The 22,768-nt window shown below is 73.9% G+C and carries 18 protein-coding genes; 7 read left to right on the forward strand and 11 right to left on the reverse strand.

Annotation, left to right across the window (positions count from 1 at the left end; all coding sequences use genetic code 11):
- Positions 1–122 precede the first annotated feature (122 nt).
- From ACFVVA_RS02510 to ACFVVA_RS02555, 10 genes are all read right to left on the reverse strand, one after another.
- A complete protein-coding gene (locus tag ACFVVA_RS02510; protein ID WP_387685341.1) occupies positions 123–920 on the reverse strand; it encodes an inositol monophosphatase family protein in 798 nt (265 codons plus the stop codon).
- 213 nt (positions 921–1,133) lie between these two features.
- Complete coding sequence (locus ACFVVA_RS02515) at positions 1,134–2,438, reverse strand: type III PLP-dependent enzyme (protein ID WP_387684937.1); 1,305 nt, start codon at positions 2,436–2,438, stop codon at positions 1,134–1,136.
- On the reverse strand, positions 2,435–4,315 hold the full coding sequence (locus ACFVVA_RS02520; RefSeq protein ID WP_387684939.1) for an IucA/IucC family protein: 1,881 nt from the start codon (positions 4,313–4,315) through the stop codon (positions 2,435–2,437). Before ACFVVA_RS02520 ends, ACFVVA_RS02515 begins: the two co-directional genes overlap by 4 nt.
- Positions 4,312–5,529 carry an MFS transporter gene (locus ACFVVA_RS02525; protein WP_387685343.1) on the reverse strand — a complete coding sequence of 406 codons (1,218 nt, stop codon included), beginning with the start codon at positions 5,527–5,529 and terminating at the stop codon, positions 4,312–4,314. Before ACFVVA_RS02525 ends, ACFVVA_RS02520 begins: the two co-directional genes overlap by 4 nt.
- Before the next feature lie 2 nt (positions 5,530–5,531).
- A complete protein-coding gene (locus ACFVVA_RS02530; protein WP_387684941.1) occupies positions 5,532–7,469 on the reverse strand; it encodes an IucA/IucC family protein in 1,938 nt (645 codons plus the stop codon).
- A complete protein-coding gene (locus ACFVVA_RS02535) occupies positions 7,466–8,692 on the reverse strand; it encodes an acetyl-CoA carboxylase biotin carboxylase subunit family protein (protein ID WP_387684943.1) in 1,227 nt (408 codons plus the stop codon). The genes ACFVVA_RS02530 and ACFVVA_RS02535 overlap by 4 nt, the downstream gene beginning before the upstream one ends.
- 200 nt (positions 8,693–8,892) lie before the next feature.
- A complete protein-coding gene (locus ACFVVA_RS02540) occupies positions 8,893–9,897 on the reverse strand; it encodes an ABC transporter substrate-binding protein (RefSeq protein ID WP_387684944.1) in 1,005 nt (334 codons plus the stop codon).
- 73 nt (positions 9,898–9,970) lie between these two features.
- Positions 9,971–10,798: an ABC transporter ATP-binding protein gene (locus ACFVVA_RS02545; RefSeq protein WP_387684946.1), complete on the reverse strand. Its 828-nt coding sequence runs from the start codon at positions 10,796–10,798 to the stop codon at positions 9,971–9,973.
- A 158-nt stretch (positions 10,799–10,956) separates the two neighbouring features.
- Complete coding sequence (locus ACFVVA_RS02550) at positions 10,957–11,991, reverse strand: FecCD family ABC transporter permease (RefSeq protein ID WP_387684948.1); 1,035 nt, start codon at positions 11,989–11,991, stop codon at positions 10,957–10,959.
- Complete coding sequence (locus ACFVVA_RS02555) at positions 11,988–12,965, reverse strand: FecCD family ABC transporter permease (RefSeq protein ID WP_387685345.1); 978 nt, start codon at positions 12,963–12,965, stop codon at positions 11,988–11,990. The genes ACFVVA_RS02550 and ACFVVA_RS02555 overlap by 4 nt, the downstream gene beginning before the upstream one ends.
- A 245-nt stretch (positions 12,966–13,210) precedes the next feature.
- Between ACFVVA_RS02555 and ACFVVA_RS02560 the strand changes: the two genes are divergently transcribed.
- Positions 13,211–14,062, forward strand: a complete 852-nt coding sequence (locus ACFVVA_RS02560; protein ID WP_387684950.1) for a (2Fe-2S)-binding protein — start codon at positions 13,211–13,213, stop codon at positions 14,060–14,062.
- A 66-nt stretch (positions 14,063–14,128) separates the two neighbouring features.
- A complete protein-coding gene (locus ACFVVA_RS02565) occupies positions 14,129–14,530 on the forward strand; it encodes a VOC family protein (RefSeq protein ID WP_359898598.1) in 402 nt (133 codons plus the stop codon).
- Here the strand turns inward: ACFVVA_RS02565 and ACFVVA_RS02570 are convergent.
- The gene (locus ACFVVA_RS02570; RefSeq protein ID WP_387684952.1) at positions 14,491–14,904 is read right to left on the reverse strand and encodes a DUF6191 domain-containing protein; all 414 of its coding nucleotides are present in this window, start codon (positions 14,902–14,904) and stop codon (positions 14,491–14,493) included. The two genes, ACFVVA_RS02565 and ACFVVA_RS02570, sit on opposite strands and share 40 nt — an antisense overlap.
- Before the next feature lie 206 nt (positions 14,905–15,110).
- On the opposite strand from ACFVVA_RS02570, the gene ACFVVA_RS02575 reads away from it, so the two are divergent.
- From ACFVVA_RS02575 to ACFVVA_RS02595, 5 genes are all read left to right on the forward strand, one after another.
- A complete protein-coding gene (locus tag ACFVVA_RS02575; RefSeq protein WP_387684954.1) occupies positions 15,111–15,869 on the forward strand; it encodes a dienelactone hydrolase family protein in 759 nt (252 codons plus the stop codon).
- Between the two features lie 167 nt (positions 15,870–16,036).
- Positions 16,037–17,014, forward strand: coding sequence for an alpha/beta fold hydrolase (locus ACFVVA_RS02580; protein ID WP_387684956.1), 978 nt, complete (start codon positions 16,037–16,039; stop codon positions 17,012–17,014).
- 115 nt (positions 17,015–17,129) lie between these two features.
- Positions 17,130–19,217, forward strand: a complete 2,088-nt coding sequence (locus ACFVVA_RS02585) for a serine/threonine-protein kinase (protein ID WP_387684958.1) — start codon at positions 17,130–17,132, stop codon at positions 19,215–19,217.
- Between the two features lie 502 nt (positions 19,218–19,719).
- Positions 19,720–21,357, forward strand: coding sequence for a M4 family metallopeptidase (locus ACFVVA_RS02590; protein WP_387684960.1), 1,638 nt, complete (start codon positions 19,720–19,722; stop codon positions 21,355–21,357).
- A 418-nt stretch (positions 21,358–21,775) separates the two neighbouring features.
- Positions 21,776–22,750 (forward strand): CPBP family intramembrane glutamic endopeptidase, encoded by a 975-nt coding sequence (locus ACFVVA_RS02595; RefSeq protein ID WP_387684962.1) that lies wholly within the window; start codon positions 21,776–21,778, stop codon positions 22,748–22,750.
- The last annotated feature ends 18 nt before the right edge of the window (positions 22,751–22,768 follow it).

Here is a 22,768-nt window from a genome sequence, read left to right on the forward strand (position 1 = left end):
GGACGGCTCGGGGCGGGCCGGGCGCTCCGGGCGGGTCGGCCTTTCGGGCGGGCTGGGGTTCCGGACGGGCCGGGGTTTCGGGCGGGCCGGGCCCGGGTTTTCGGGCGGGCAGGGCCTCGGGATCAGCCGCCCAGGAGGATCGACCGGGTGAGCTCCCAGGTGTCGGGGTCGGCGGCGACCAGGAGACCGTCCGCGCAGCCGGGGGCCTCCGGGCGGTACGGGGTGCCGTCCGGGCGGGCGGAGACGCCGCCGGCCTCGGTGACCAGGAGCGAGCCGGGGGCGTGGTCCCAGGGAAGGGTGCGCCAGTAGAGGATGAAGTCGAAGCGGCCCTCGACGACGTCCGGGTACTCGATCCCGGCGGCGTGCCGGCCGGGGGAGATCTCGCCGAAGGACGCGATGTTGTCCTGGAGCCGGCGGCGGTGCTCGGCGTCGAGGTAGCGGCTCTTCACCGAGCCGCGCAGCTTCGCGACGTCCTGGGGTGCCGGTGGACGGGTCAGGCGCTCGCCGTCGCGCCAGGCGCCGGAGCCCAGTTCGGCGCAGTAGGCGGTGGCGGTGGCGGGCTGCCAGATCCAGGAGGCGACGGTCCGGCCGGAGCGGACCAGGGAGCACATCACGGCGTACTCGGGTCTACCGGCGACGAAGTTGGCGGTGCCGTCCACCGGGTCGACCAGCCAGGCGGCGGGCTCGTCGCGAAGGGCCAGGGCGAGCGACGGGTCGGCGGAGACCGCCTCCTCGCCGACCACGGGGACGGGCAGCAGCTCGTGGAGTCGGCGGGCGATGATCGTCTCGGCCTCGCGGTCGGCGACCGTCACGACCTCGCCGGGGGCCTTCTCCATCACCTCGCCGGCGGCCAGCGCCCGGAAGCGCGGCTCCACCGCCTCGGCCGACGCCTCGGCGAGTATCTCCGCCACCTTGTCCATCAGCACGTTCGCGCTCCCTTCGCTGCCTACCACTCTCCCACGAGTGGAGGAACGGGGCGGCGGCGGACCGTGGGCGGTGGGACGGCCGCCGGCCGGCAGTCGACGGACGGGAGGCAACGGGTGACAGCTCACGACTGACAACTGACAGCTGACAGATTTCGAAATCTGTCAGCTGTCAGTTGTCGGCTGTTCCCCGTCGGCCGTCGGCTCCCGTCACCCGTCTTTCATCCTCCGGCACCCCTCCGCCGGGCGCGGTCCATCGCCGCCCAGGTAGTGGAAGCCCGGGCGAGGGTGCATCAGGAACTCGTGGTGCGAGATGTTCCACGCGTACGCGCCCGCCATCGCGAACAGCACGCGGTCGCCCGTCCGCAGGCCGTCCGCGCCCTCGGCCGCGTGGGCGAGGACGTCCTTCGGGGTGCAGAGCTGTCCGGCCAGGGTGGCGCGGCCGCCGGTGACGGCCGGGCGCGGCCAGGGGTGCGGCCAGGCGTCCACCGGGAGCACCGCGAAGGGCTGGGAGTGCCCCCGGGTCGCGGGCGTGCGCAGGTGGTGGGTGCCGCCGCGGACGACCGCGAAGTCCTCGCCGTGGCTCGCCTTCACGTCCAGCACCTCGGTCGCGTACCAGCCGCAGTAGGCGGTCAGCGCCCGGCCGGGCTCGATCCGCAGGGTCAGCCCGGGGTGGGCGTCGAGCAGCTCGGCCAGGCCCTCGCCGAAGGCCGTCCAGTCGAAGCGGGAGGAGGGGTCCGCGTAGTCCACGGCCATTCCGCCGCCGATGTTGACCTCCGCCAGTGGGAAGCCGTGCCGCTCGGCCAGTGCGGCCGACCAGGCGACGATCCGCGCCGCGACCGACAACTGCTCCGCCGCCGGGAGCCCGCTGGCCAGGTGGGCGTGCACGCCGCGCAGCCGCAGCCGGCGCGCCGGCGGACTGCCGCCGGTGAGCAGCCGGACGCACTCCTCGGCCCGGTCCGGGTCCAGCCCGAACGGCGTCGGACGGCCGCCCATCGCGAGCGGCACCGCGTCGAGCGCTGCCGTCTCGACCGCGAGGTTGACCCGCAGCAGCACGTCCACGACCGCGCCGGGCCGGTCCGCGAGGACGGCGGCCAGCCGGTGCAGCTCCTGCTCGCTCTCGACGTGCCAGCGGTGCACCCCGGCGTCCACCGCCGCGGTGATCTCGGCCGGAGTCTTGCCCGGCCCGCCGAAGGCCAGAGGAGCGTCCGGCACGACGGCCCGGACGTGGGCCAACTCCCCGCCGCTGGAGACCTCGTAGCCGTCCACCACCGAGCGCAGCGCGGTCAACAGCGGCGCCTCGGGGTTGGCCTTGGCAGCGTAGTACAGCTCGACCCGCTCGGGCAGCGCGGCCCGGACGGCGGCGGCATGCTCCCGAAGGGCTGCCAAGTCGTAGATGTAGGAGGGAAGTTCGTCGGGGGTGAGGTCGGCGGTGAAGCTGCGGACGGCCTCGGTGGGTCGGGCGGCCTCGGCGGGCCGGGTGGTCCCGGCGGGTCGGGTGGTCTCGGTCGTCATCGGGCGGTGCTCCCGGCGGGAAGGCGGACGGGCGTGTGCGCCGGCGCGCGGACGGACGCGTGGTCCGATGGGCGGGCGGGCATGTGGACGGGCATGCGGGCGGCCCCGGCGAGGACGGAGCCGGCCAGCGGGGAGGGCAGCCGGACGTAGCCTGCCTCGCGGTCGGCCTTGCGCTCCCAGCGGGTCAACAGGTTGGCCTTGGCGGGCAGTGGCACACCGGCGAGCAGAGCGCGCAGCCGGGGCGGGCAGCCGTGCGCGGCGGCGTACTCCTCCAGGGTGTCCCGGACGGCCTGCCAGAGCGCGCACTCCAGCTCGGGGTGGTGGTCGGCGAGCGCGGCGAGCAGTTCGGCGACGTGGTTGACCAGCAGGCAGTACACCACCCGGTCCCAGCCGCGTTCCGCGTCGTAGGTCATCGGGCCGGCCACCTCGGGCGGGAGCGCGGTGAGGATGTCGGCGTTCTGCTCCGGGACGAGCTTGGTGCCCTCCAGATCGCGGAAGAGCACCTGGACAGGGTGGCCGGACGGGTCCACGCCGATCAGCACGTTCTGCAGGTGCGGCTCCAGCACCACGCCGTGGTCGAAGTAGGCCGCCAGGACCGGTGGGAGCAGCAGCCGCAGGTAGGCACGCCACCAGTCGAGCGCCGCCGGGCCGTTCGAACTCGCGCCCAGCAGGCGGGAGATGTGCGCGGAACTGGTCGGGTGCTCGTCGGCGACGGCGGCCGCGAGCAGCGGGGTGACGCCGGGCCGCAGCACACCGCCGAAGCCCTCCCGGACGATCAGGCCGAAGCCCTCGTACAGTGCCCGGTCGGGGCGGCCGTCGGTGCCGGGCAGCGCGAGGGTGCGGAAGGCTGGTTCGCGCAGCACGGCCGAGGCCGGGAAGCGCCGGGAGAGGTCGGCCAGGGCCGGGGCGAGCAGTCGGGTGAGCGCGACGGCGCCGGTGAGCTCGTACGCGGCGTTCTTGCGCAGGCAGTTGGTGATGCGGACGTTCAGGCTGAACTTGAGGAAGGCTTCGGCGCCGTGCAGGGTGCGCACCGAGGCGGTGGCGGTGAAACGCTCGCCGCGCGGGCCCAGGTCGAGGACGTCGCCCCGGGCCAGGGCGGCGCGCAACAGCGGGTGGTCGCCGATGAGTTGGTACTGCCAGGGGTGGGCGGGCAGCAGCCGGTAGCCGTCCGGCACCCCGCCGAGTCCGTCCAGCAGTGCGGTCGCGCTCCCGTCCAGCGACTCCTCGGCCAGCAGGTCCGCGCGGACGGCGAGGTGGCGCAGCGGGAAGGCGGCGCGGGACTCGGGCGCGTAGTCGCGCCAGTCGCCGCGGGCGGCGGATCGGGACTTGGGGGCCGGGTGGAAGCGGTGGCCGAACAGCAGCGCCTGCTCGGACTCCAGGTAGCGGTCGGCGCCGGGGGCCGGCCGGTCGTCCAGGCCCTGGCGGACACCCTGGTGGCTGGACGCGACCTGGTCGAGGAACTCCTCGTTCACCGTGCCGGTGCGCAGCTCCAGTTCGTGCTGGACGTACTCGGCCAGCTCCTGCCAGTCCAACTCGACCCAGTCGCCGTCCCGTTCGACCTCGATCGGCCCGGTGAAGCGGTGCGCGCCGAGCAGCGAGGTGCGGCGCAGGGCGACCCGAAGCAGGGCGCCTCGGCGCGGCAGCCGCAGCAGCAGGCGGCCGCCGTCGGCGGCGGTCTGGTGCTCGGGTGCGGAGGCCTCGCGCAGCAGGCAGTTCAGCAGGGTGTGGACCACCGCCTCGTCGGCGGTGGGCAGTTCGTCGCTGCCGCCGGGCCGGCCGGTGGGGTCGAAGGGACGGTCGGCGGTGTCGCCGGGCCGGCCGGTGGTATCGCGGAGTTCGTCGGTCCTGGGCGAGTGGGCGGACTGCTCGGGGGTCATCGGCGACTCCAGCGCTGGCGGAGGGACGGGAGGGTGAGGGTGGTGGCCGCGACGGTGGCCAGCAGGGCGGCGGCGGTTCCGGCCACCACGGGGGCGGCGGCGCCGAACCACCCGTTGGCCAGTGCGGCGACGACGCCGGCGGCGACGGCGCCGCCCTTGGAGACGAGTTCGAGGGTGCCGAACATCCGCCCGGGCGGGCGTCCCCGGGCGGCACCGGCGGCGAGCACGGCGAGGCAGACCAGCCCGAGTGTGAGCCCGGCGCCGAGCAGTAGCCGGACGGCGATGAACACCGGCAGCGAGTACGCCACCGCGTGCCCGGCCAGGCCGAGCGCGACGAAGCCGAAGCCGAGCGCGATGCCGGTGTGCGGGCGGGCGTGGAACGCGGTGTGGGTGCGGGAGGCGAACACCAGGTAGCACAGGTGCGGCAGGGCGAACAGCACGCCGGTTGTGGTGCCGTCCACACCGGGCAGGCGCTGCTCGGCGAGGGCGATCAGGTACGGGAAGGAGATCACCGTCGCGAAGACGAAGGCGAACTCGAAGGCGTAGAGCGGCAGCAGCGACACCGTGGCGACCCGGTCGGCCGTCCGGCCGGCGGTGGCCGCCGCTGCCTCGGCGCACTCCGGTTCGGGCAGCAGGGAGAGGAACACCGCTGCCGCGAGCGGGAGTACGGCCATCACGAGGTACTGGCGGTGCGGGTGGATCCACGGGGAGAGCGCCCCGACCAGGACCGGCGCCGCCACCAGCGCCGCCCGCGCGCTGCCCTGCATCAGGGTGAGGGCGCGGGAGAGCCGGGAGCCGTCGAGCGCGGCGGCCAGGTAGCCGTTGGTGGCGGCGAAGGTGCCGCCGAGGAAGCCCTGGAGGACCAGCGCGAGGGTGAAGGCGGTCAGGCTGTCGGCCGCTCCGGCCAGCAGGAAGGAGACGGCTAGGCCGAGTTGGGCGCGCAGCAGCAGTCGCTTGCGCCCGAAGCGGTCGGCCAGCCGGCCCCACAGCGGTGCGCCGAGCGCGCTGAACACCGTCGGGACGATGTACAGCACACCGGCCCAGCGGGCCTGGGGGTCGCCGAGGGCGGGCAGGATCGCCGTCAGGTAGGGCGGCAGGCCGAGCGCGGCGAAGGAGGCGACGAAGTAGCAGGCCGCGACGGCGTGCACCTGGCGCCGGGCGAGCCCGCCGGAGCGGTCGGCCGAGGGCTGCGACTGCCGCGGCAGGGTCTCCACGCTCACCGGTGGGTCCCGTCCGGGTGCCGGTGGCCGTGCGGACCGTCATGCGGACGGTTGTCCGGGTGACTGTACGGACGGGTGTCCTGATGAGCGTCCGGATGGTTCCGCGCGTGCTCGTTCAGGTGGTCCTGCGGTGGTTCGCAGGCCTGTTCGCGCAGGTAGTTGGGCCCGCTGGTGTAGTGCTTGTTGATGTCGGCGGCCCCCGAGCGCTGCTTGCTGAGCAGCGTTCCGGCGGTGACCATGGCCTTGACCGGCAGCCGCTCGGCGTCCAGCAGGGCGGCCCGCAGGGGTTCGCCGACCGGCCCGATCCGCTCCACGGCCTCCGCCGTGCGCTTCCTCAGCAGGGCCACGGTGTCCGCGAGTTCGGCCCTTCCGTGGTCGGCGAGGCCGAAGGCGAGGGCGCCGGTGCACAGGTGGCCGGTGATGGTGGCGAACAGGTCGACGAGCGGCCGGTCGTCCTCGCCGAAGATCCGCTCGTCGTCGAACTCCTCCTGGTCGGGGGAGAGTTCGCCGAGCGAGGCGGTCATCCGGGCGGTGTTCACGCGCGGTCCGTCGTCGTCCTTGTAGAGCAGCCGCAGGCCTTCCCGGTCGAGCACCAGGGAGGTGTTCTGCTGGTGCGACTCCAGGGCCACGCCGTGGCCGAACAGTGCGGTCTGCCAGTCGAGCAGCAGCTCCAGCAGGGCGTCGTACCAGGCGAGGACGTCGCCGCCGTAGTAGCGGTCCGCGAGGTGGTCGACGACGAGCCGCCCGCCGGGCGCGGGGGCCAGCAGGGCGGCCAGCGGGACGGTCGACGCCTGCTCCAGTCCGGCCGGGTAGCGGCGCAGCAGTACGGCCAGCAGCTCGTGTCCGGCGTGTGCCCAGGACTGCTCGTCGGCGTGCAGGACGCGGCCGGCGAAGCGCGGCTCGCGCGCCAGGACGGCCTCGATCAGCCGCTGGCCGGCGGCGCCGTCGAGCAGCGTGCCGGGCTTGATGGTGCGGCGGTTGAGGCGGCCCAGGGTGGCGGTGGCCAGCGGCAGTTTGAGGTGGCAGGCGGGGTCGTCGGCGACGGCGACGGTGCGCATGGACAGCGTCGGGACGACGGTCAGGTACGGCCGGTCGGCGAGCACCGCGCGGCCGGCCAGGCCGGTGGCGGCCAGTGCCTCGTCCAGCGGCGCGCCGACGGTGAGGGGGTGGACCGGAAGGGTGGCCCAGCCGTCGCCGGGGCACCGGTCGGCGAGGCCGAGCCAGGTCGGGGTGGGCCACCAGCTCGGCAGCGGCCGGTCGCCGTGGACGGTCAGCGCGCCGGTCGGGACGGCCAGCCAGCGCAGTTCGAAGGGGGAGTGGAACTCGGGTGCGTAGGCCTGGAGTTGGGATTCGGTGAGGCCGGAGCGGCCCCGTGCGGTGGGGTAGACCGGGTGGTCGAGGTAGGCGGCCAGGGTGTCGTGGCCGAGGGCGGCGGCGAGGCCGGTCCAGTCGGCCGGGTCCGCGCCGTACAGGTCGGCGAGCCGGTCGTGCACCTCGGGGCGGACGCGCTCGTGCAGCTCCATGGTGGCGAGGGTCTGGCGGCACTCCTCGGTGAAGGCCGCCCAGCCGGGCCGGTCCTCGGCGTCGGCGGACTCGGCGAGCGCCGCCACGACGGCGTCCGGACCGGTGAGCCGCCGGCCGGCCAGCTCCAGCAGCGGCAGCCGGGCCGCGTACTCGCACTGGAAGCCTTCCGGGCGTACGGGCAGGGCGAGTTGCAGCCCGGGAACGGTCAGCCAGGGGCCGTCGGTGCGGTCCTCGACGGTGCCGTGGGTGCGCAGGCCGAGGACGTCCTCGCGCAGCAGGGCGGACAGTACGCGCAGGGTGAGCTGCTCGGCCGCGGTCCACGGCTGTCCGGCGGGAGTCGTGGGGTGGGCCCCGGCCCCGGCTACGGGCTGGTGTCCGCGGGCCGTGGCGGGTCGGTCTCCGGCGGTCACGGGGTGATCTCCCAGCGGTTGGCGGCGAGGAAGCGGGCGGCGGCGGCGTCGACCGCCGCCTGGTCGGTGCCGACCGTCCAGACGACGCCCAGGTAGTCGCGGTTGGTGCGGTAGTGCTCGTGGCGCTCGCCGACCGGGCGCAGCGGGCGATAGGCGAGCCGGACGCCGTCGCGCTCCTCGTCGTACGGACCGGGGGCGGCGGCGAGGACGCCGGCGCGGTCGGCGCAGACCACCTCGTTGCGGGCCCGGCGGGGCGTGGCGGCGCACTGCTCGGCGAGATCGGCGGGCAGGTCGCGGCCCAGGTGGACACCGAGGATCAGCTCGAACAGGGGTATGCCGAGGACCTCGGCCAGCATCAGGTCGCACTGGTCGCCGATGGCGCGGTAGTTGACCTCGATGATGCGGGCGCGGCCGTCCGGCTGGACGACGAACTCGGTGTGGCAGGCGCCGAAACCGACGCCCAGCGCGTCGAGTTGGGCGAGCACCTGGTCGACCACCGGCTGCGGGTGGGCCGGGACGAAGGTGAGCACCTCCTCGATGAAGTCGGGCGGCGGGGAGAGCCGGGTGCGGAAGCCGCCCAGGACGTGCCGTCGCTGGGCGTCGCCGAGGGTCTCCAGGGTGCACAGCTGCCCGGTCAGGAACTCCTCGACGACCAGGGTGGCGCCGGCTCTGCGGTGCTGGATCTCTCGGCAGCGGCGGGCGAGTTCGTCGGCGTCGGCGACCAGGGTGACGTCCTCGCTGGCGACCCCTTCGCGGGGCTTGACCACGCAGGGGAACGGCACGTCCAGCTCGGCCGGGTCCTGGCCGGGGGCCAGCTCGGCGGACCGGACGGTGTCCAGGCCGGTCAGTGCGAGGTGGCGGCGCAGTTGGCCCTTGTCCTTGGCACGCAGCGCGGCCTTCCAGTCCTTTGCCGGGAGGCCGAAGTACTCGGCGGCCAGCGCGGTCTGGGTCTGGAGGTGGTCGCTGTTGCTGAACACCGCCTCGGGCGCGTGGCCCGGGGCGGCCGCGGTGCGGCGGGAGATGAGGCTGATGACGGCGCGGAAGTCGCGGACGTCGCACTCCAGGACCTCGGGTGCGGGGAAGGACAGCTCGGCGTAGGCCCGCCGGTGGGCTTCGGCGCCATCGGTCAGGACGGTGACGTCGAGCCCGAGCCGGGCGGCGGCGGGCAGGAAGCCGGAGGTGACGGAGTCGGTGGGGTTGAGCGCGAGCAGGTAGAGCCGCATGGAGGGTCCTCGGAGGGTGGCGGAGGAGGGAGGGCGAACAGGTGACAGCTGACAACTTTCGAAATCTGTCAGTTGAATTCCGTCGTCGGTCGTTCGTCGTCGGTCGTCTGTCATCGGAAGGCAGTCGTCGTAAGCCAGTCGTCCGCCATCGGTCGTCCGACGGATGACGGACGTCATCTGTTCGCCCCGGCTGTCGACGGTTACTTCGGCGCGTCCACGCCCGCCGCCTTGGCGATGTCGCCGAGCATCGCGTCGGCGGCCTGGACGCCGATGCCGGACATCCAGGTCTCGTCCGGGACGTTGAACACCTTGTTGTTCTTGACGGCGTTCAGGCCCTGCCAGACCGGGGTCTGCTGGACCTCGCTCTCCTTGGTCTTGGTCGGGTCGTCGGCGGTGGTGACGAACACCAGGTCCGCGTCGGCCTGGTTGATCTGCTCGGCGCTGACCTCGACGATGTTCTGCTCCACGTCCTGCGGGGCCGGACGGGCCAGGCCGACGTCCTTGAGCACCACGCCGCTGTAGGAGGCCTTGGCGTACAGGCGGGTCGGGCCGGCCACGAAGCGGACCACCGACGCCGTCGGCATGGTCCCGTTGTTCTTCGCCGCGATCGCCTCACCGAGCTTCTTCGCCCGCGCCTCGTAGTCGACCAGCGCCTTCTTGGCGTCGTCCTCCTTGCCGAGCGCCTGGGCGTACAGCGCGAGGTTCTCCTTCCACGGGAAGCCCGTGGTCTCGGCCAGCACGGTCGGGGCGATCGCGTTCAGCTGGTCGTACACCTTGGCGTGGCGGACCTTGGAGGAGAGGATCAGGTCGGGCTTGAGGGAGGCGATCAGCTCCAGGTTCGGCTCGTTCATGGGGCCGACGTCCTTGGTGTCCTTGATCTTGTCCTTGAGGTAGTTCGGGAACCCGCCCTCGGTCTTCATGTGCGGGGACACCGCGCCGACCGGTGTGATGCCGAGCAGGGTGACGTCGTCCAGCTCGCCGCTGTCCAGCACCACGACGCGCTTGGGCCGGCTCTTGATCTGGGCCGTTCCGGCGGCGTGCTTGACGCTGCGCGGGAATCCGGCGGCGGTGTCGGCCGAGCCGGAGGACGCGGACGACGCGGAGTCGCCGCCCGACGTGGCGCCGTCCCCGGTACTGCCGCAGGCGGCGAGCAGGGTGGTCGAGAGGGCGACGGTGAGGACGGCGACAGGGAGTCGGCGGTTCATCGGGGTTCCTTGGGTCGGTTCGAGCCGGCTGCCCGAACAGGGGGGTGGGGAGGGGGAGTTCATCAACAGGAGGTCAGGGGGAGGGCGGGGCGTCACCGCGCCGCGTCCGTGCTCGCGGCACGACCAGCGGCGTGCCGGTCTCCGGGTCGGGCACGACCCGGCACGGCACCTGGAACACGGCTTCCACCAGCTCCGCCGTCAGCACCTCCGACGGCGGACCGGCGGCCGCGAGCCGCCCGTCCTTGAGCACCACCAGGTGGTCGGCGTACCGGGCGGCCTGCCCGAGGTCGTGCAGCACCATCACGACGGTCCGCCCGGCCTCGGCGTGCAGGTCGGCGACCAGGTCGAGGACGTCCAGCTGGTGGCGCAGGTCCAGGAAGGTGGTCGGCTCGTCGAGCAGCAACAGGTCGGTCTCCTGGGCGAGGGCGAGCGCGATCCAGACCCGCTGGCGCTGCCCGCCCGAGAGCCGGTCCACCTGGCGGTCGCGCAGCTCGGCGGTGCCGGTGCGCTCCAGCGCCTCCTCGACCGCCGCCTGGTCCGCCTTGGACCACGGGCTGAGCATCCGCTGGTGCGGGTAGCGTCCGAGCCGCACCAGCGCCTCGACGGTGACGGCCTCGGGGGTGACGGGCTGCTGGGGGAGCAGGCCCATCCGCTTGGCGAGCGCCCGGGCGGGCATCCGGTGGATGTCGGCGCCGTCCAGGGTGACCGTCCCGGCGGCCGGGTCGAGCAGCCGGACCAGCCCGCGCAGCAGCGTGGACTTTCCGCAGGCGTTCGGCCCGACGATCGCGGTGACGGCGTCGCCGGGCAGTTCGAGGTCGAGCCCGTCCACGATGGTCCGGTCGCCGTAGCGCAGGCCGAGGCCCCGGGCGGCGAGCCGGTTGGCACCGGCACCGGCGGCCACAACCGCGGGACTCCCGGCAGTCGCACCCGAGGCTTCGGCGGCCCTGCCAGCCCTGCCGGCCCTGTCGGCCCGTTCGGCCCCAGCAGCCCCAGCAGCCCCAGCAGCCCTGGTGGCCCCGGCGGCCCCGGCCGTCCCGGCGGTCGTCTCGACGGAGGTCATCAGCTGCTCCTCTGGGGAAGCCGGCCCTGGCGGATCATCAGCACCAGGAGCCAGGGCGCGCCGAGGGTGGCGGTGACGGCACCGACCGGCAGGCCGTGGACGGGGATCACGTGCAGCACGAGGAGGTCGGCGGAGAGCAGCAACACGGCGCCGGTGAGCGCGGTGAGGCCGAGCGTGCCGAGGGTGGGCGGTCCGGCGAGCAGCCGGACCAGGTGCGGGACGGCGAGGGCGACGAAGGCGACCGGCCCGGTGAGCGCGGCGGCCAGCGAGGCCAGGGTGATGGTGAGCAGCAGCAGTCCGAGCCGGTCCCGGGCCGGGTTGAGGCCGAGACCGCCGGCCGAGTCGTCGCCGAGGTCGAGCACGGCGATCCGCCGCTGGCAGAGCAGCAGGGCGACGGCGGTCAGCGCGATGGCGGTGCCGCCGATCCACACCTCGGTCCAGTTGCGGCCGTAGAGCGAGCCGGTGGTCCACTGGAGTGCGGAGGAGGCCAGCTCGGCCGGGAACCGTACGATCATCAGATTCACGGCGGCGGCCAGGCCCTGCTGGACCGCCAGACCGACCAGTACGAGCCGGGTGACGGCCATCCTGGAGCGCCAGGCGAAGCCGCCGAGCAGCAGCGCCGCGAGCAGCCCGCCGCCGACCGCGGCCAGCGGGATCAGCTGCTGGGAGGCGCCGGTGGCGAGCATCAGCACCGCACCGAAGGACGCGCCGCCGGTGATGCCGATGGTGTCGGGGGCGGCGAGCGGATTGCGGAACAGCCGCTGGAGCGTCGATCCGGCCATCGCCAGTCCGGCGCCCGCGATCAGTGCCGAGACCACTCGGGGCGCGCGGAACTGCCGCACCACCAGGACGTTTCCGGGCTCGCCCTGTCCGACCAGCGCGCGCAGCGCGTCCCAGGCGGAGATGCCGACCCGCCCGGTGCCGAGCGCGATCCCGGTCAGCAGCACCAGCAGCGCGGCGGCCACCAGCGACCAGACGGCGGTACGGGCGCGGCGGCGGCCGAGCGCCCGGACGGGCAGGGTGATCGCGGTCACTTGGCCACCTTCCGGGCCAGCACCGCGAGCAGCGGCGCACCGAGGAACGCGGTCACGATGCCGACCTCGATCTCGGACGGGCGGACCACCAGCCGGCCGAGCACGTCGGCGGTGAGCAGCAGCAGCGGACCGGTGACCAGGCAGCCGGGCAGCAGCCAGCGGTGGTCGTTGCCGAGCAGTGGACGGACCAGGTGCGGGGCGGCCAGTCCGATGAACGCCACCGGTCCGGCCACGGCGACCGCGCTGCCCGCCAGCAGCACCACGGCCAGCCCGCCGACCATCCGGATCCGGGCCACCGGCACGCCCAGCGCCTGCGCGGTCTCGTCGCCGAGCGCCAGCGCGTTGAGGGCGGGTGCGACGGCGAGGGCGCCGATCAGGCCGAGCACGAGGAAGGGCAGGACGGGGGTGAGGGTGTCCAGGTGCCGCCCGGCGATCGAGCCGGCCAGCCAGAACCGGGCCTCGTCCAGGGTGCGGTGACTGGCCAGCATCAGCGTGGAGGTCCACGAGGTGAGCACCACGGTGAGCACGGTGCCGCCGAGCGCGAGCCGGACCGGGTCGAGGTCTCCGCCGCGCCGGGACATCGCGTACGCGGCGACGGCGGCGACAGCCGCACCGGCGAAGGCGAACCAGACGTACTCGACCGGGCGGGCGAGGTTCAGCGTGTAGATCGCGGCGACCACGAAGAGGCTCGCTCCGGCGTTGATGCCGAGGGTGACCGGGGAGGCCAGCGGGTTGCGGGTCACGCCCTGGGCGACCGCCCCGGCGACGCCGAGCGCGGCCCCGACCGCCAGTCCGATGAGCGTGCGCGGGACCCGAAGGCCCGTCACCACGTCGGCGTCACCGCCGTGGGCGGCACCGGTGAGGGCGTCGAGCACGGTGGAGAGCGGAATGGAACGGGAGCCCAGCGCAAGGCTCAGGGAGGCACACAGCACGAGCGCACACACGCCGGCGAACAGCAGCAGGGGCTGCCGGATCGCCGGAGAACGAGGCGTCGCCGGGGCTGTGGGGGCCGGCGGGTCGGTTCTCAGCACGAAGCGAGATCTTAGGTTAGGTTCGCCTAAGTTCGTCAAACCCCGGCGGGCTCGGCCGATGGGGTCGACGGGTCGACCGGCAGGCCGGGCCGTGGTCGCCGGGCGACGTGAGGCGTTGTAAGGTGAGCCTCACCTTAATCGATCATGCAGAATCGATCTCGGGAGTGCCAATGGTTCCCGGAACACCCATGCCCGTCGCGCCCTCGGTGCGTGCCGGGGCCCCGGCGCTCGTCGCCGACTACCGGCGGCTGGTGGAGCTCTGCCCAGTGCTGGAGCTGCGCCTCCTGGACAGCGGCGAGCCCGACCCGCGCGCCGCCGACGGCTGGTACTCCGGAGCCCAACTCGCCGCCGACGAAAGCGCGCTGGCCGCCGTCCTGGCCGGCGCGGAGACTCGCATCGCCGACGAGCACGGCGGCGCCCCGCGACCGCACGTCACCGCCTCCCGACTGCTCCACCACTACGCCTGGTCGGCCTGCCTGCTGATCGCCGGCCCGTGGCACCTCTCCCGCCGAGTGCCGGCCGTCGACCCCGCCGACCTCTGGCTGCACGCCCCCACCGGTGCGCTCGCCCTGCGCCCGCGCGGCCACGTCACCATGCCCGGCGACGTCGCCATGCCCGGCCACGTCACTATGCCCGGCCACTTCACCATGCCCGGCGACGACGAGCTGCGCGCCGAACTGCGGGCCGCCGTGGTCACGCACCTCGGGCCGGTGCTCGCCGCGTTCGCCGGGCCCACCCGGCGCCGCGACCGCGCCCTCTGGGGCATGGTGACTGACGATCTGGCCTCCGCCCTCTGGTACCTCGGCCGGATGCTCGGCGAGGAGGACGCCTCCGTCGCCGCCGCCGAGGCCGTCCTGCCCGGTGGCACCCTGCCGCTCCCCGGCGGCGCCGACTTCCGCCGCCTGCACACCCCCGACGGGCGCGCCCACCACACCCGCACCCGGCTCGGCTGCTGCCTCTACTACGCGGTCGGGCCCGCGGCGACCGCCTGCCTGACCTGCCCCCGGGCCTCCGACGAGGAACGCCTGCGGCGGCTCTGACGGCCCGTCCGCGAACCAGTCGCACCGCGGGGTTCGCTGTCAGTGGCATGGGCTATGGTCGCCGGCATGATCGATTCCACCGTGCGGGTCCGGATCGCCCGCCCCTCGCGCGACCTCGCGGCGGCCGAGCGCTTCTACGTCGGCGGCCTCGGCCTCGCCGTGCTGTGGCGCAGCACCGAGCGGGTGTCCGGTGAGCACGACCTGCTGATGGTCGGCCCGTCCGGCGGCAGCTGGCACTTCGAGCTGACGCACGACCCGGAGCGGCCGCTGGAGCCCACCCCGACGGTGGACGACCTGTTCGTCGTCTACCTCGGCGCCCCGGTGGACGAGGCCCTGGTCGCCCGGCTGGAGGAGGCCGGCGGCACCCGGGTCGAGTCCCACAACCCGTACTGGGACGAGTACGGCGTGACGGTGGCCGACCCGGACGGCTACCGGCTGGTGCTCTGCTCCCGCACCTGGGGCGCCTGAGCGTCCGGCGCCAGGGGCACCGGGCCGGCCGTAGCCGTCGGGCCCTCCTCGCGCGGTGCGGAAGGGGGCGTCCGTCCCGCGGCCCCGCCCGGCATCACCGCCACGCCCCGGTCCAGGTCCACACCCAGGTGCGGCGGCCCGCCGGCCTGCGCGTCGTCCCGCAGCACAAGCTGCTCCCGCTTCTGCTCGATCTGCACCTGCTTGCCCGGACTGAACAGGGCGTGCAGCTCGTCCAGCCCGCCGGCGCCCATCCCGGCCCCGGGCCCGCGGCGCCGCGGGCGCGACGAGGACTCGTCCTGAACCTGCCACGCCGCCAGCAGCACCATCCCCAGCACCGCCACGACCGCCGCCGCCACACCCACGATCCACCCCATGCCCGCTCAACGCGGCCGCGGGGCCGTCGCGTTCCCGGGGCTGGACCGCGCCGGGCCGAGCAGGGCCGAGCTGGGTCGGGCCGGGCCGGGCCCAGGATGCGGGCGCGCCATGGGCGCAGTGCGGGCGCAGTGTGGCGAAAACCGCATGGGCGGGCGACAGGCCCACCGGATACGCTGCCGGACGAACCGGAAGGAGCGCCCTGACCATGCCCGTGCGCGGAACCCTCGTGGACATTCCGACGGCGGACGGCACCGCCGACGCCTACCTCGCCCACCCCGACGACGGCCGGGCCCACCCGGGTGTCATCCTCTACATGGACGCCTTCGGGCTCCGACCACACCTTGAGCGCATGGCCGACCGGCTGGCCGCGGCCGGGTACACCGTGCTCGTCCCCAACGCCTTCTACCGGGCGGGGCGCGCGCCGGTCGTCGAACTGCCGGAACTCATCGACCTGGACCAGGCCGACGAACTCTTCGCCCGGATCGTCCCGCTGCTCGGCACGCTCACCCCGGAGGCGACCGCGCGCGACGCGGACGCGTATCTGCGCTGGCTCGGCGAGTCCCCGCTGGTCCAGGACGGCCCGATCGGCCTGACCGGCTACTGCCGCGGGGCCCTGCTGGCGCTGCGCACGGCCGCCAGCCACCCGGACCGGATCGCCGTCGCGGCCGGATTCCACGGCGGCAGCCTCGCCACCGACAGCCCGGACAGCCCGCACCTGGGCGCCGACCGGATCACCGCCGAGCTGTACTTCGGCCACGCGGACGACGACCCCTCACTGCCGCCCGAGCAGATCGACCGGCTCGCCGCGGCCCTCACCGCCGCCGGCGTCCGGTACCGGGCCGAGGTCTACGCCGGCGCCCCGCACGGCTACACCCAGGCCGACACCAGCCGCTACGACGCCGCGGCCGCCGAGCGGCACTGGGAGGCGCTGCTCGGACTGCTGAAGCGGGTCCTGCCGGCCTGAGGCCGTACCTGCTGACCCGGCACCCGTTCGGCCATGCGCCGGTCCGCGCGAGTCCGCACCGGTCTGTGCGGGTCCGTTCGGGTCCATACAGGTCCGCGCGGGTCCGCGCGGGTCATCGGAACCGGCCCCGGGGGAGGGGCCGGACCACGATCCAGGGGGGACGGCACATGAACGCCAGCCAGGGCGAGCGGGCGAAGCCCGCCGGGCCGGATCTGCGGAGCGTCCAGGAGGCCGTCGCGCGGGTGCTCGGCGAGCACCTGCCCGGCGGAGTGCGCAGTGGTGAACTGGACCGCGATGGAAGGGCGTTGCGCTGGGTGGAGGCCGGTCGGGGCGGTGTCGCGCCGATGGTCCTGATCGCGGGTTGCGGCACCACGGCGCTCGGCTGGTCGGCCGTCCTGCCCGAACTCGCCCGGTACGGGCGGGTCGTGGCGTACGACCGGGCAGGGCTGGGCGCCAGCGAGCCCGGTCGGGCCGCCGCCCCGACGCTGGACGGCCAGATCGCCGACCTGGCCGGCCTCGTTCAGCACCTGGAAGCTGGGCCGGCGCTCCTGATCGGGCACAGCTGGGGCGGCCAGCTGGCCCAACTCCTCGCCTGGCAGCGGCCGGAGCTGGTGGCCGGGCTGGTCCTGGTGGACCCGGCGCACGAGGAGTTCCAGCCACGGTCCATCCGGGTCGCCGAGGCGGTGCTGAACCGGCTGTGGCTGTACCGGGCGGGATCGGCGCCGAATGCATCGGCACCGGCGTCCCTCGATGCACCGGCGTCCCTCGACGCGGAGGTGCCGCTCGATCGGGCGACGCCGCTCGACCGGGCCGAGGCGGCCGTGATCGCGCACCGGCACCAGCGGCGGGCCGTCCTCGCCGAGCAGCGGCTGACCTCCGTCACCGTTCCGGAGATCCGGCGACGCCGCTCCACCGCGCGACCGTTCGAGATGCCGGTGACGGTCCTGAGCGCGACCCGGGGACTGCCCGGTGCGATGCGCGTCCGCTGGACCGCCCTGCAGGCGGGCGTCGCGAGGAACGCCGTCCGGGGAACCCACAGCACGGTCCACGGTGCCGGTCACGCCATTCAGGCCGACCGGCCCCGGGCGGTCGTCGCGGCCGTCCGAGAGGTTTCGGATCACGCCCGATACTTCCTCATGGACTGATGATTCGTGCTCAATTCCTGTCCGGACCTGATCAACTGAGCCTGTAACCCGCTCTGGCACACTGTGTGCCGATGACCCGTCGGGGCGGGGCACGGAACACGGGGGGAGCAGGGGTATGAGCGGGGCGGGCACCGTGCTCGGCGGGCGGTACGAGCTGGTCGAGAAGATCGGCGGCGGCGCGATGGGTTCGGTCTGGAGGGCCGAGGACACCGTGCTGGCACGCCGGGTCGCGGTCAAGATCCTGCGCTCGGAGCTGCTGGAGGACGACACCTCCGCCCAGCGCTTCCGCCGCGAGGCCCAGCTCGTCGCCGCGGTCGACCACCCCGGCGTGGTGGGTGTCCACGACTACGGCGAGAGCGGCGGGGACGGCGAGGAACGCTGCGCCTACATCGTCATGGAGCTGATCGACGGCCGTCCGCTGGACAGGGTGCTCAGGGACACCGGCCCGATGACCGTCGAGCGCACCCTCGACCTGGTGGCCGGCGCCCTGGACGCGCTGCACGCCGCGCACCGGCGGGAGATCGTGCACCGGGACATCAAGCCGTCCAACCTGATGGTGCGCGTCGACGGGCGGGTGGCCATCACCGACTTCGGCATCGCCCGGGCGCTCGCCAGCACCAAGCTGACCGCCCCGTTCGCGATCATCGGCACCGCGCTCTACATGTCCCCGGAGCAGGCCGAGGGCACGGACCTCGGACCGGCCACCGACCTCTACTCGATCGGCGTGGTCTGCTACGAGCTGCTGGTCGGCGCGCCGCCGTACTCCGGTGACGGGCCGCTCCAGATCGCGCTCAAGCACGTCAACCAGCCGGTGCCGGAACTGCCGGACACCTTCCCGGTGTCGGTGCGGGCGCTGGTGGCCAGGGCGCTCGCCAAGAAGCCCGAGGAACGGTACGCGGACGCCGCCGCGATGGCGGCGGCGGCCCGAGCGGCCCGCACGGCACTCGTGAGGGACGGCGGCGCGGGCGGCGCGCAGGCACCCGGGAAGGCGGGCCCCGAGGACAGCGGAACCATCCCGCTCGGGGCCGGCGCGGGCTCGGCGGACAAGAACGGTGCGGCGGACAAGAACGGTGCGGCGGCCGACGGCGGTGCAGGGGTCAAGGGTGGTGCGGCGGGCAAGGGCGGTGCTGTCGAACTGATCAAGGGCGGCGCCGGGGCGGACCCGGCCGAGGCGGGGGCCGTGGTGGTCCCCGCCGCGGGCGGTGCCCCGGCGGCGGACGAGGTCGCGAAGGTGGAACCGCACGCTCCCACCGAGCCCGGCCGCAAGCGGTCGCGGCGCGCCTTGCTGGTGCCCATCGTCATCCCCGTCGTCATCTCGATGGGCACGGCGACCGTGCTGCTGGTCGACCGCGGGGCGGGCGGCTCCGACGCGGTCCTGCCGCCCGGCGCCCAGCCGACCGTGGTGGTCACCGTGCCGGCGAACCCGGGCACCGCCACCGCGGCGCCCGCGACCACCACCGCGCCGGTCACCTCGGCGCCGACCGACACCCCGGCGGCCACCCCGGTCCCCGACCAGTCGGCACCCGCCGCCGGCCAGGGCCAGCCGCAGGCCCCGGTGCCGCCGGTGCCGGCCGCCGGACAGGGCGGCAGCGGCGCTGCGGGCGGTTCGAGCGGTACGGGCGGCGGCCGAACCGGTGGTACGGGCGCGGGTACGGGTACGGCTGCGGGCGGATCACCGGCCGATCAGGCGAACAAGCCCGGCGGTGGCAACCCGCCCAACCCGCCCGCCGACCAGAACCCGCAGCCCCCGGCCCAGACCACGAGCGGCACCGGCAACACCTCGTCAGGTGCGAACAGGCCGCCGTCCTGCGGCGGCAACAGCTGGAGCACCATCGTCAGCGTGAAGGACGGCCGCACGATCGGGATGCGCGACGACAACCTGAGCGGGGACAACCCGATCCTGGTCGGCGGTCACTCGCAGTACGGCTGGGTGCGCTCGACCAACCCCGGCTCGTGGATCCTCTTCAACGCCTGCAACAACGGCGGCCCGCAGCTGGTCCAGACGATGGACGGGAAGGTCGTGCTGAGCAACGGGTTCAGCTTCCTCACCAACTGGACGGTTCGCAGCGCAAGTTCGGCCGGCTCGTACACGCTCGGCGACTACCAGAACCAGAGCTGCATGACCAACAACGGCCCCGGCAACGCGGTCACCATGGTCGCCTGCACCGCCGGCAACGCCGCCCAGGAGTGGCGGCTCCAGTGACGACCCCGGTCGGCCCGGGGCGCTAGCAGCCTCCCTTCCCGCGGGCAAGGGGGGTCGGGTGGCGGAACCTCGCCACCCGGGTGTCAAGGGACCGTATGGAATCTTCTACACACATGTAAAAGTCGATCGACGGTCGGCCCGTCGGGTGCTCCGGGCCCGGGTTCGGTGGGCGAGTGCCCGTAGGCGCAGGCGATCGGCCGTCGCTCTGCTCGAAGCCCTTGGCGGGATGCGGTGAATTGCCCCGATTCGCCTGCCGATTGGACGCTCTTTACCCAATGGCGGGACCTGGCCAACAAATGAAGCAGACCTGTCAATTCATCTGCTGGATTGTCATGCTTCTGGTCACCCCCCGGCGGTAGCCCCACCCCCACCCCTTGGTGGCGAGCCGCTCGATTGCACGGGGTTCCCGCACGTCAGCACCCGTTCCGCCCCACAGGGCCGACCCGGCCCCCGGGATGCGGTGCGACCGCGCCCTGACGCGGTTTCCCGGAAGGACTCGTTCGTGAAGCGTAAGCTCGCAGCCGTCGCCGTGCTCTCGGCCACGGCCCTGTTGACCGGTGTGATCCAGGTGAGCACCGCCGCCCAGGCCGCTCCCACCCCCTCGCTGCAGGCGCAGGCTGCCCAGCAGCACGCGACCGCGCTCAAGCTGGCGGCCGGTCAGGCCGGCCCGCTGGCCAAGGCGCTCAAGCTCGGCGACAAGGAGCAACTGGTCGCCAAGGACGCCTTGGTGGACAAGGACGGCACCCGCCACCTGCGCTTCGAGCGCATCTACGCCGGCCTGCCGGTGATCGGTGGAGACCTGGTCGTCCACCAGAAGGCCGACGGCTCGGTGAAGTCGGTCGACAAGGCGGTCGCCGCACGGATCGCGCTGCCGAGCCTGACCCCGAAGATCGCCGCCGACCAGGCCGTCGCCCAGGTCGCCGAGGGAGTCAAGGCCACCGTCGGGGCGAAGGCCGACGCCGACGAGTCGCCGCTCACCGAGGTCCACCGGGCCGGTCAGGCCGAGCTGGTGGTCTGGGCCACCGATGGCACCCCGCGCCTGGCGTACCGCACCACGGTCGAGGGCCTGCGCGCCGACGGCACCCCGAGCCGCCAGATCCTCGTCACCGACGCCGCCGACGGCCGGGTCCTCGCCACGCACGAGACGATCGAGACCGCGGCCGGCACCGGCAACGGCGTCTTCGTCGGCCAGGTCCCGCTGACCACCACCCAGAGCGGTTCGAGCTACTCGCTCAAGGACGCGAGCCGCGGCGACCAGTCCACCAGCGACCTCAACGGCGGCACCGACGGAACCGGCTCGCTGTTCGCCAACACCAGCAACAACTTCGGCGACGGAACCGTCAACAGCCGCGAATCCGCCGCCGTGGACGCCCAGTTCGGCGCCGCCACCACCTGGGACTTCTACAAGAACACCTTCGGCCGCAGCGGCATCCGCAACGACGGCGTCGGTGCCCTGAGCCGGGTGCACTACGGCTCCAACTACGTCAACGCCTTCTGGGACGACAGCTGCTTCTGCATGTCGTACGGCGACGGCAACAACGACACCGCGCCGCTCACCGAGATCGACGTGGCCGGGCACGAGATGAGCCACGGCGTCACCGCCGCGACCGCCAACCTCAACTACTCCGGTGAGTCCGGCGGCCTCAACGAGGCCACCTCGGACATCATGGGCACGATGGTCGAGTGGTACGCCAACCTGCCCTCCAACCCGCCGAACTACTGGATCGGCGAGCTGATCAACCTGCGCGGCGACGGCAGCCCGCTGCGCTACATGGACCAGCCGAGCAAGGACGGCGCCTCGGCGGACTACTGGGACGCGAACGTCGGCAACCTGGACGTGCACTACTCGTCCGGGGTGGCGAACCACTTCTTCTACCTGCTGTCCGAGGGCAGCGGCGCGAAGACGGTCAACGGGTTCAGCTACAACAGCCCGACGTACGACAACTCCACGCTCGCCGGCATCGGGCGGGACAAGGCCGCGCAGATCTGGTACCGCGCGCTGACCACCTACTTCACCTCGACCACCGACTACGCGGGCGCCCGGGCGGGCACCCTCAGCGCGGCGGCGGACCTGTACGGATCGGGCAGCGCGGAGTACAACGCCGTCGCCGCCACCTGGACGGCCGTCAACGTCAACTGAGCCGAGTCCGGCGCCGGTTCCGGTGAGACCTCGGGCATGAGCCGAGCCCGGAACCGGGTCGGAACCGGGCCGGCCCGGGCCTGGACCGGATCAGGCCCGGGCCCGGGAAGGAGTCGAGGCCCCGCCGGGCCGTGGGTGCCGGCCGGCGGGGGAGTACGGCGGGAGCGACGGTGAGCGGACCACCGTCGCTCCCGCTGTATGGCGCCTGACGATACGTCAATTTTCCTTCTCGTGCAGCTTCGGAAGGGGTTCGCGGAACGGCCGGTGGCGGGCGGCGGAGCGCGGGGCGCGAAGTAGCACCTCCAGCGGGCCTCCGTACACCCAGAAAACTCGACCATCGCGGTGGTAGTGGACAACCCCCGGGAACGGCAGTGCACTTGGTTCCGGGTCGAACCCCCGGGTCCGTAGCGTCCCCGGCATGACGCTACTGAAGCAAAACCCGTCGAACGCCGTCCGATGGCGCGGCCTGCTGGTCTACCTGGTGCTCGCCTACGCCGGGATGTGGGCGGCTATGACACCACTGCTCGCCGGCGGCTACCGGCGCGCCGACGCCCGCGAGGAGGTCGGCGCCCTGGAACAACTCTGCATCGGGGCCGCCATGCTGGCCCCGGCACTGGCGGCCCTGCTCGTGGTCCGCTTCGTCGAGCGCGGCGGCGGGGTGCGGGAGGCGCTCGCGCTGCGGTGGCCCCGGCCGCGGGCCCGCGCGGTCCGGGCCTGTCTGCTGCCGCTCGGGGTGCTCGGCGGACTGACGGCCGCGACGCTGGTGCTCGGTGCGGTGGCGGGCGGCTACCCGTTCGCCGGCTTCGGATCGCTGGACGCCGGGCGGATCGGATCGTGGGCACTCCAGGGCTCGATCGGGATGCTGCTGTCGCTGCCGCTGTTCTTCGGTGAGGAGATCGGCTGGCAGGGCTTCCTCTTCCCCCGGTTGCTGCGACTGGGCCGGGGCGAGGGGCAGGACGGGGGCGAGGGGCAGGGCGACGGCCGGGGTGAGGGCGGAGGCGGTGGCGGTACGGCGGCCTTGGTCCGGGCGTACGTGCTCACCGGAACGGCCTTCGCGCTCTGGCACCTGCCGACGCTGCTGATGGGCGGCCAGTACCCGGGGCGGCCCTGGTACCTGGCGGTGCCCGCGCTGACGGTGAGCTGTGTGCTCGTCCTGCCGGTCTTCACCTGGCTGAGGCTGCGCTCGGGGTCGGTGGTCCCGGCGGTGCTGGCGCACGCCTTCGCGAGCAGCATGAGCGTGTCGATGGTGCGGGAATTCGCCGCCCCGGGCGCCGAGCTGGACCCGCTCACCATGTCGCTGGCCGGCTGGCCCGGCTGGATCGTCCTCGGCGGGTTCATGGCCTTCCTCGCGTGCACCGGGCGGCTGCGGCCGGGGCGGTACGGGCAGTGGTGACCGCCCGGGCGGCGGGCG

It is taken from the genome of Kitasatospora sp. NPDC058048, from assembly GCF_042885555.1.
Taxonomy (GTDB): Bacteria; Actinomycetota; Actinomycetes; order Streptomycetales; family Streptomycetaceae; genus Kitasatospora; species Kitasatospora lactacystinica.

Excerpts from the sequence above, each read along its gene's own strand:
- ACFVVA_RS02510 (WP_387685341.1), bottom strand. The coding sequence starts at position 920 with ATGGACAAGGTGGCGGAGATACTCGCCGAGGCGTCGGCCGAGGCGGTG.
- ACFVVA_RS02515 (WP_387684937.1), bottom strand. The coding sequence starts at position 2,438 with ATGACGACCGAGACCACCCGACCCGCCGGGACCACCCGGCCCGCCGAG.
- ACFVVA_RS02520 (WP_387684939.1), bottom strand. The coding sequence starts at position 4,315 with ATGACCCCCGAGCAGTCCGCCCACTCGCCCAGGACCGACGAACTCCGC.
- ACFVVA_RS02535 (WP_387684943.1), bottom strand. The coding sequence starts at position 8,692 with ATGCGGCTCTACCTGCTCGCGCTCAACCCCACCGACTCCGTCACCTCC.
- ACFVVA_RS02540 (WP_387684944.1), bottom strand. The coding sequence starts at position 9,897 with ATGAACCGCCGACTCCCTGTCGCCGTCCTCACCGTCGCCCTCTCGACC.
- ACFVVA_RS02560 (WP_387684950.1), top strand. The coding sequence starts at position 13,211 with ATGCCCGTCGCGCCCTCGGTGCGTGCCGGGGCCCCGGCGCTCGTCGCC.
- ACFVVA_RS02565 (WP_359898598.1), top strand. The coding sequence starts at position 14,129 with ATGATCGATTCCACCGTGCGGGTCCGGATCGCCCGCCCCTCGCGCGAC.
- ACFVVA_RS02570 (WP_387684952.1), bottom strand. The coding sequence starts at position 14,904 with ATGGGGTGGATCGTGGGTGTGGCGGCGGCGGTCGTGGCGGTGCTGGGG.
- ACFVVA_RS02575 (WP_387684954.1), top strand. The coding sequence starts at position 15,111 with ATGCCCGTGCGCGGAACCCTCGTGGACATTCCGACGGCGGACGGCACC.
- ACFVVA_RS02580 (WP_387684956.1), top strand. The coding sequence starts at position 16,037 with ATGAACGCCAGCCAGGGCGAGCGGGCGAAGCCCGCCGGGCCGGATCTG.
- ACFVVA_RS02585 (WP_387684958.1), top strand. The coding sequence starts at position 17,130 with ATGAGCGGGGCGGGCACCGTGCTCGGCGGGCGGTACGAGCTGGTCGAG.
- ACFVVA_RS02595 (WP_387684962.1), top strand. The coding sequence starts at position 21,776 with ATGACGCTACTGAAGCAAAACCCGTCGAACGCCGTCCGATGGCGCGGC.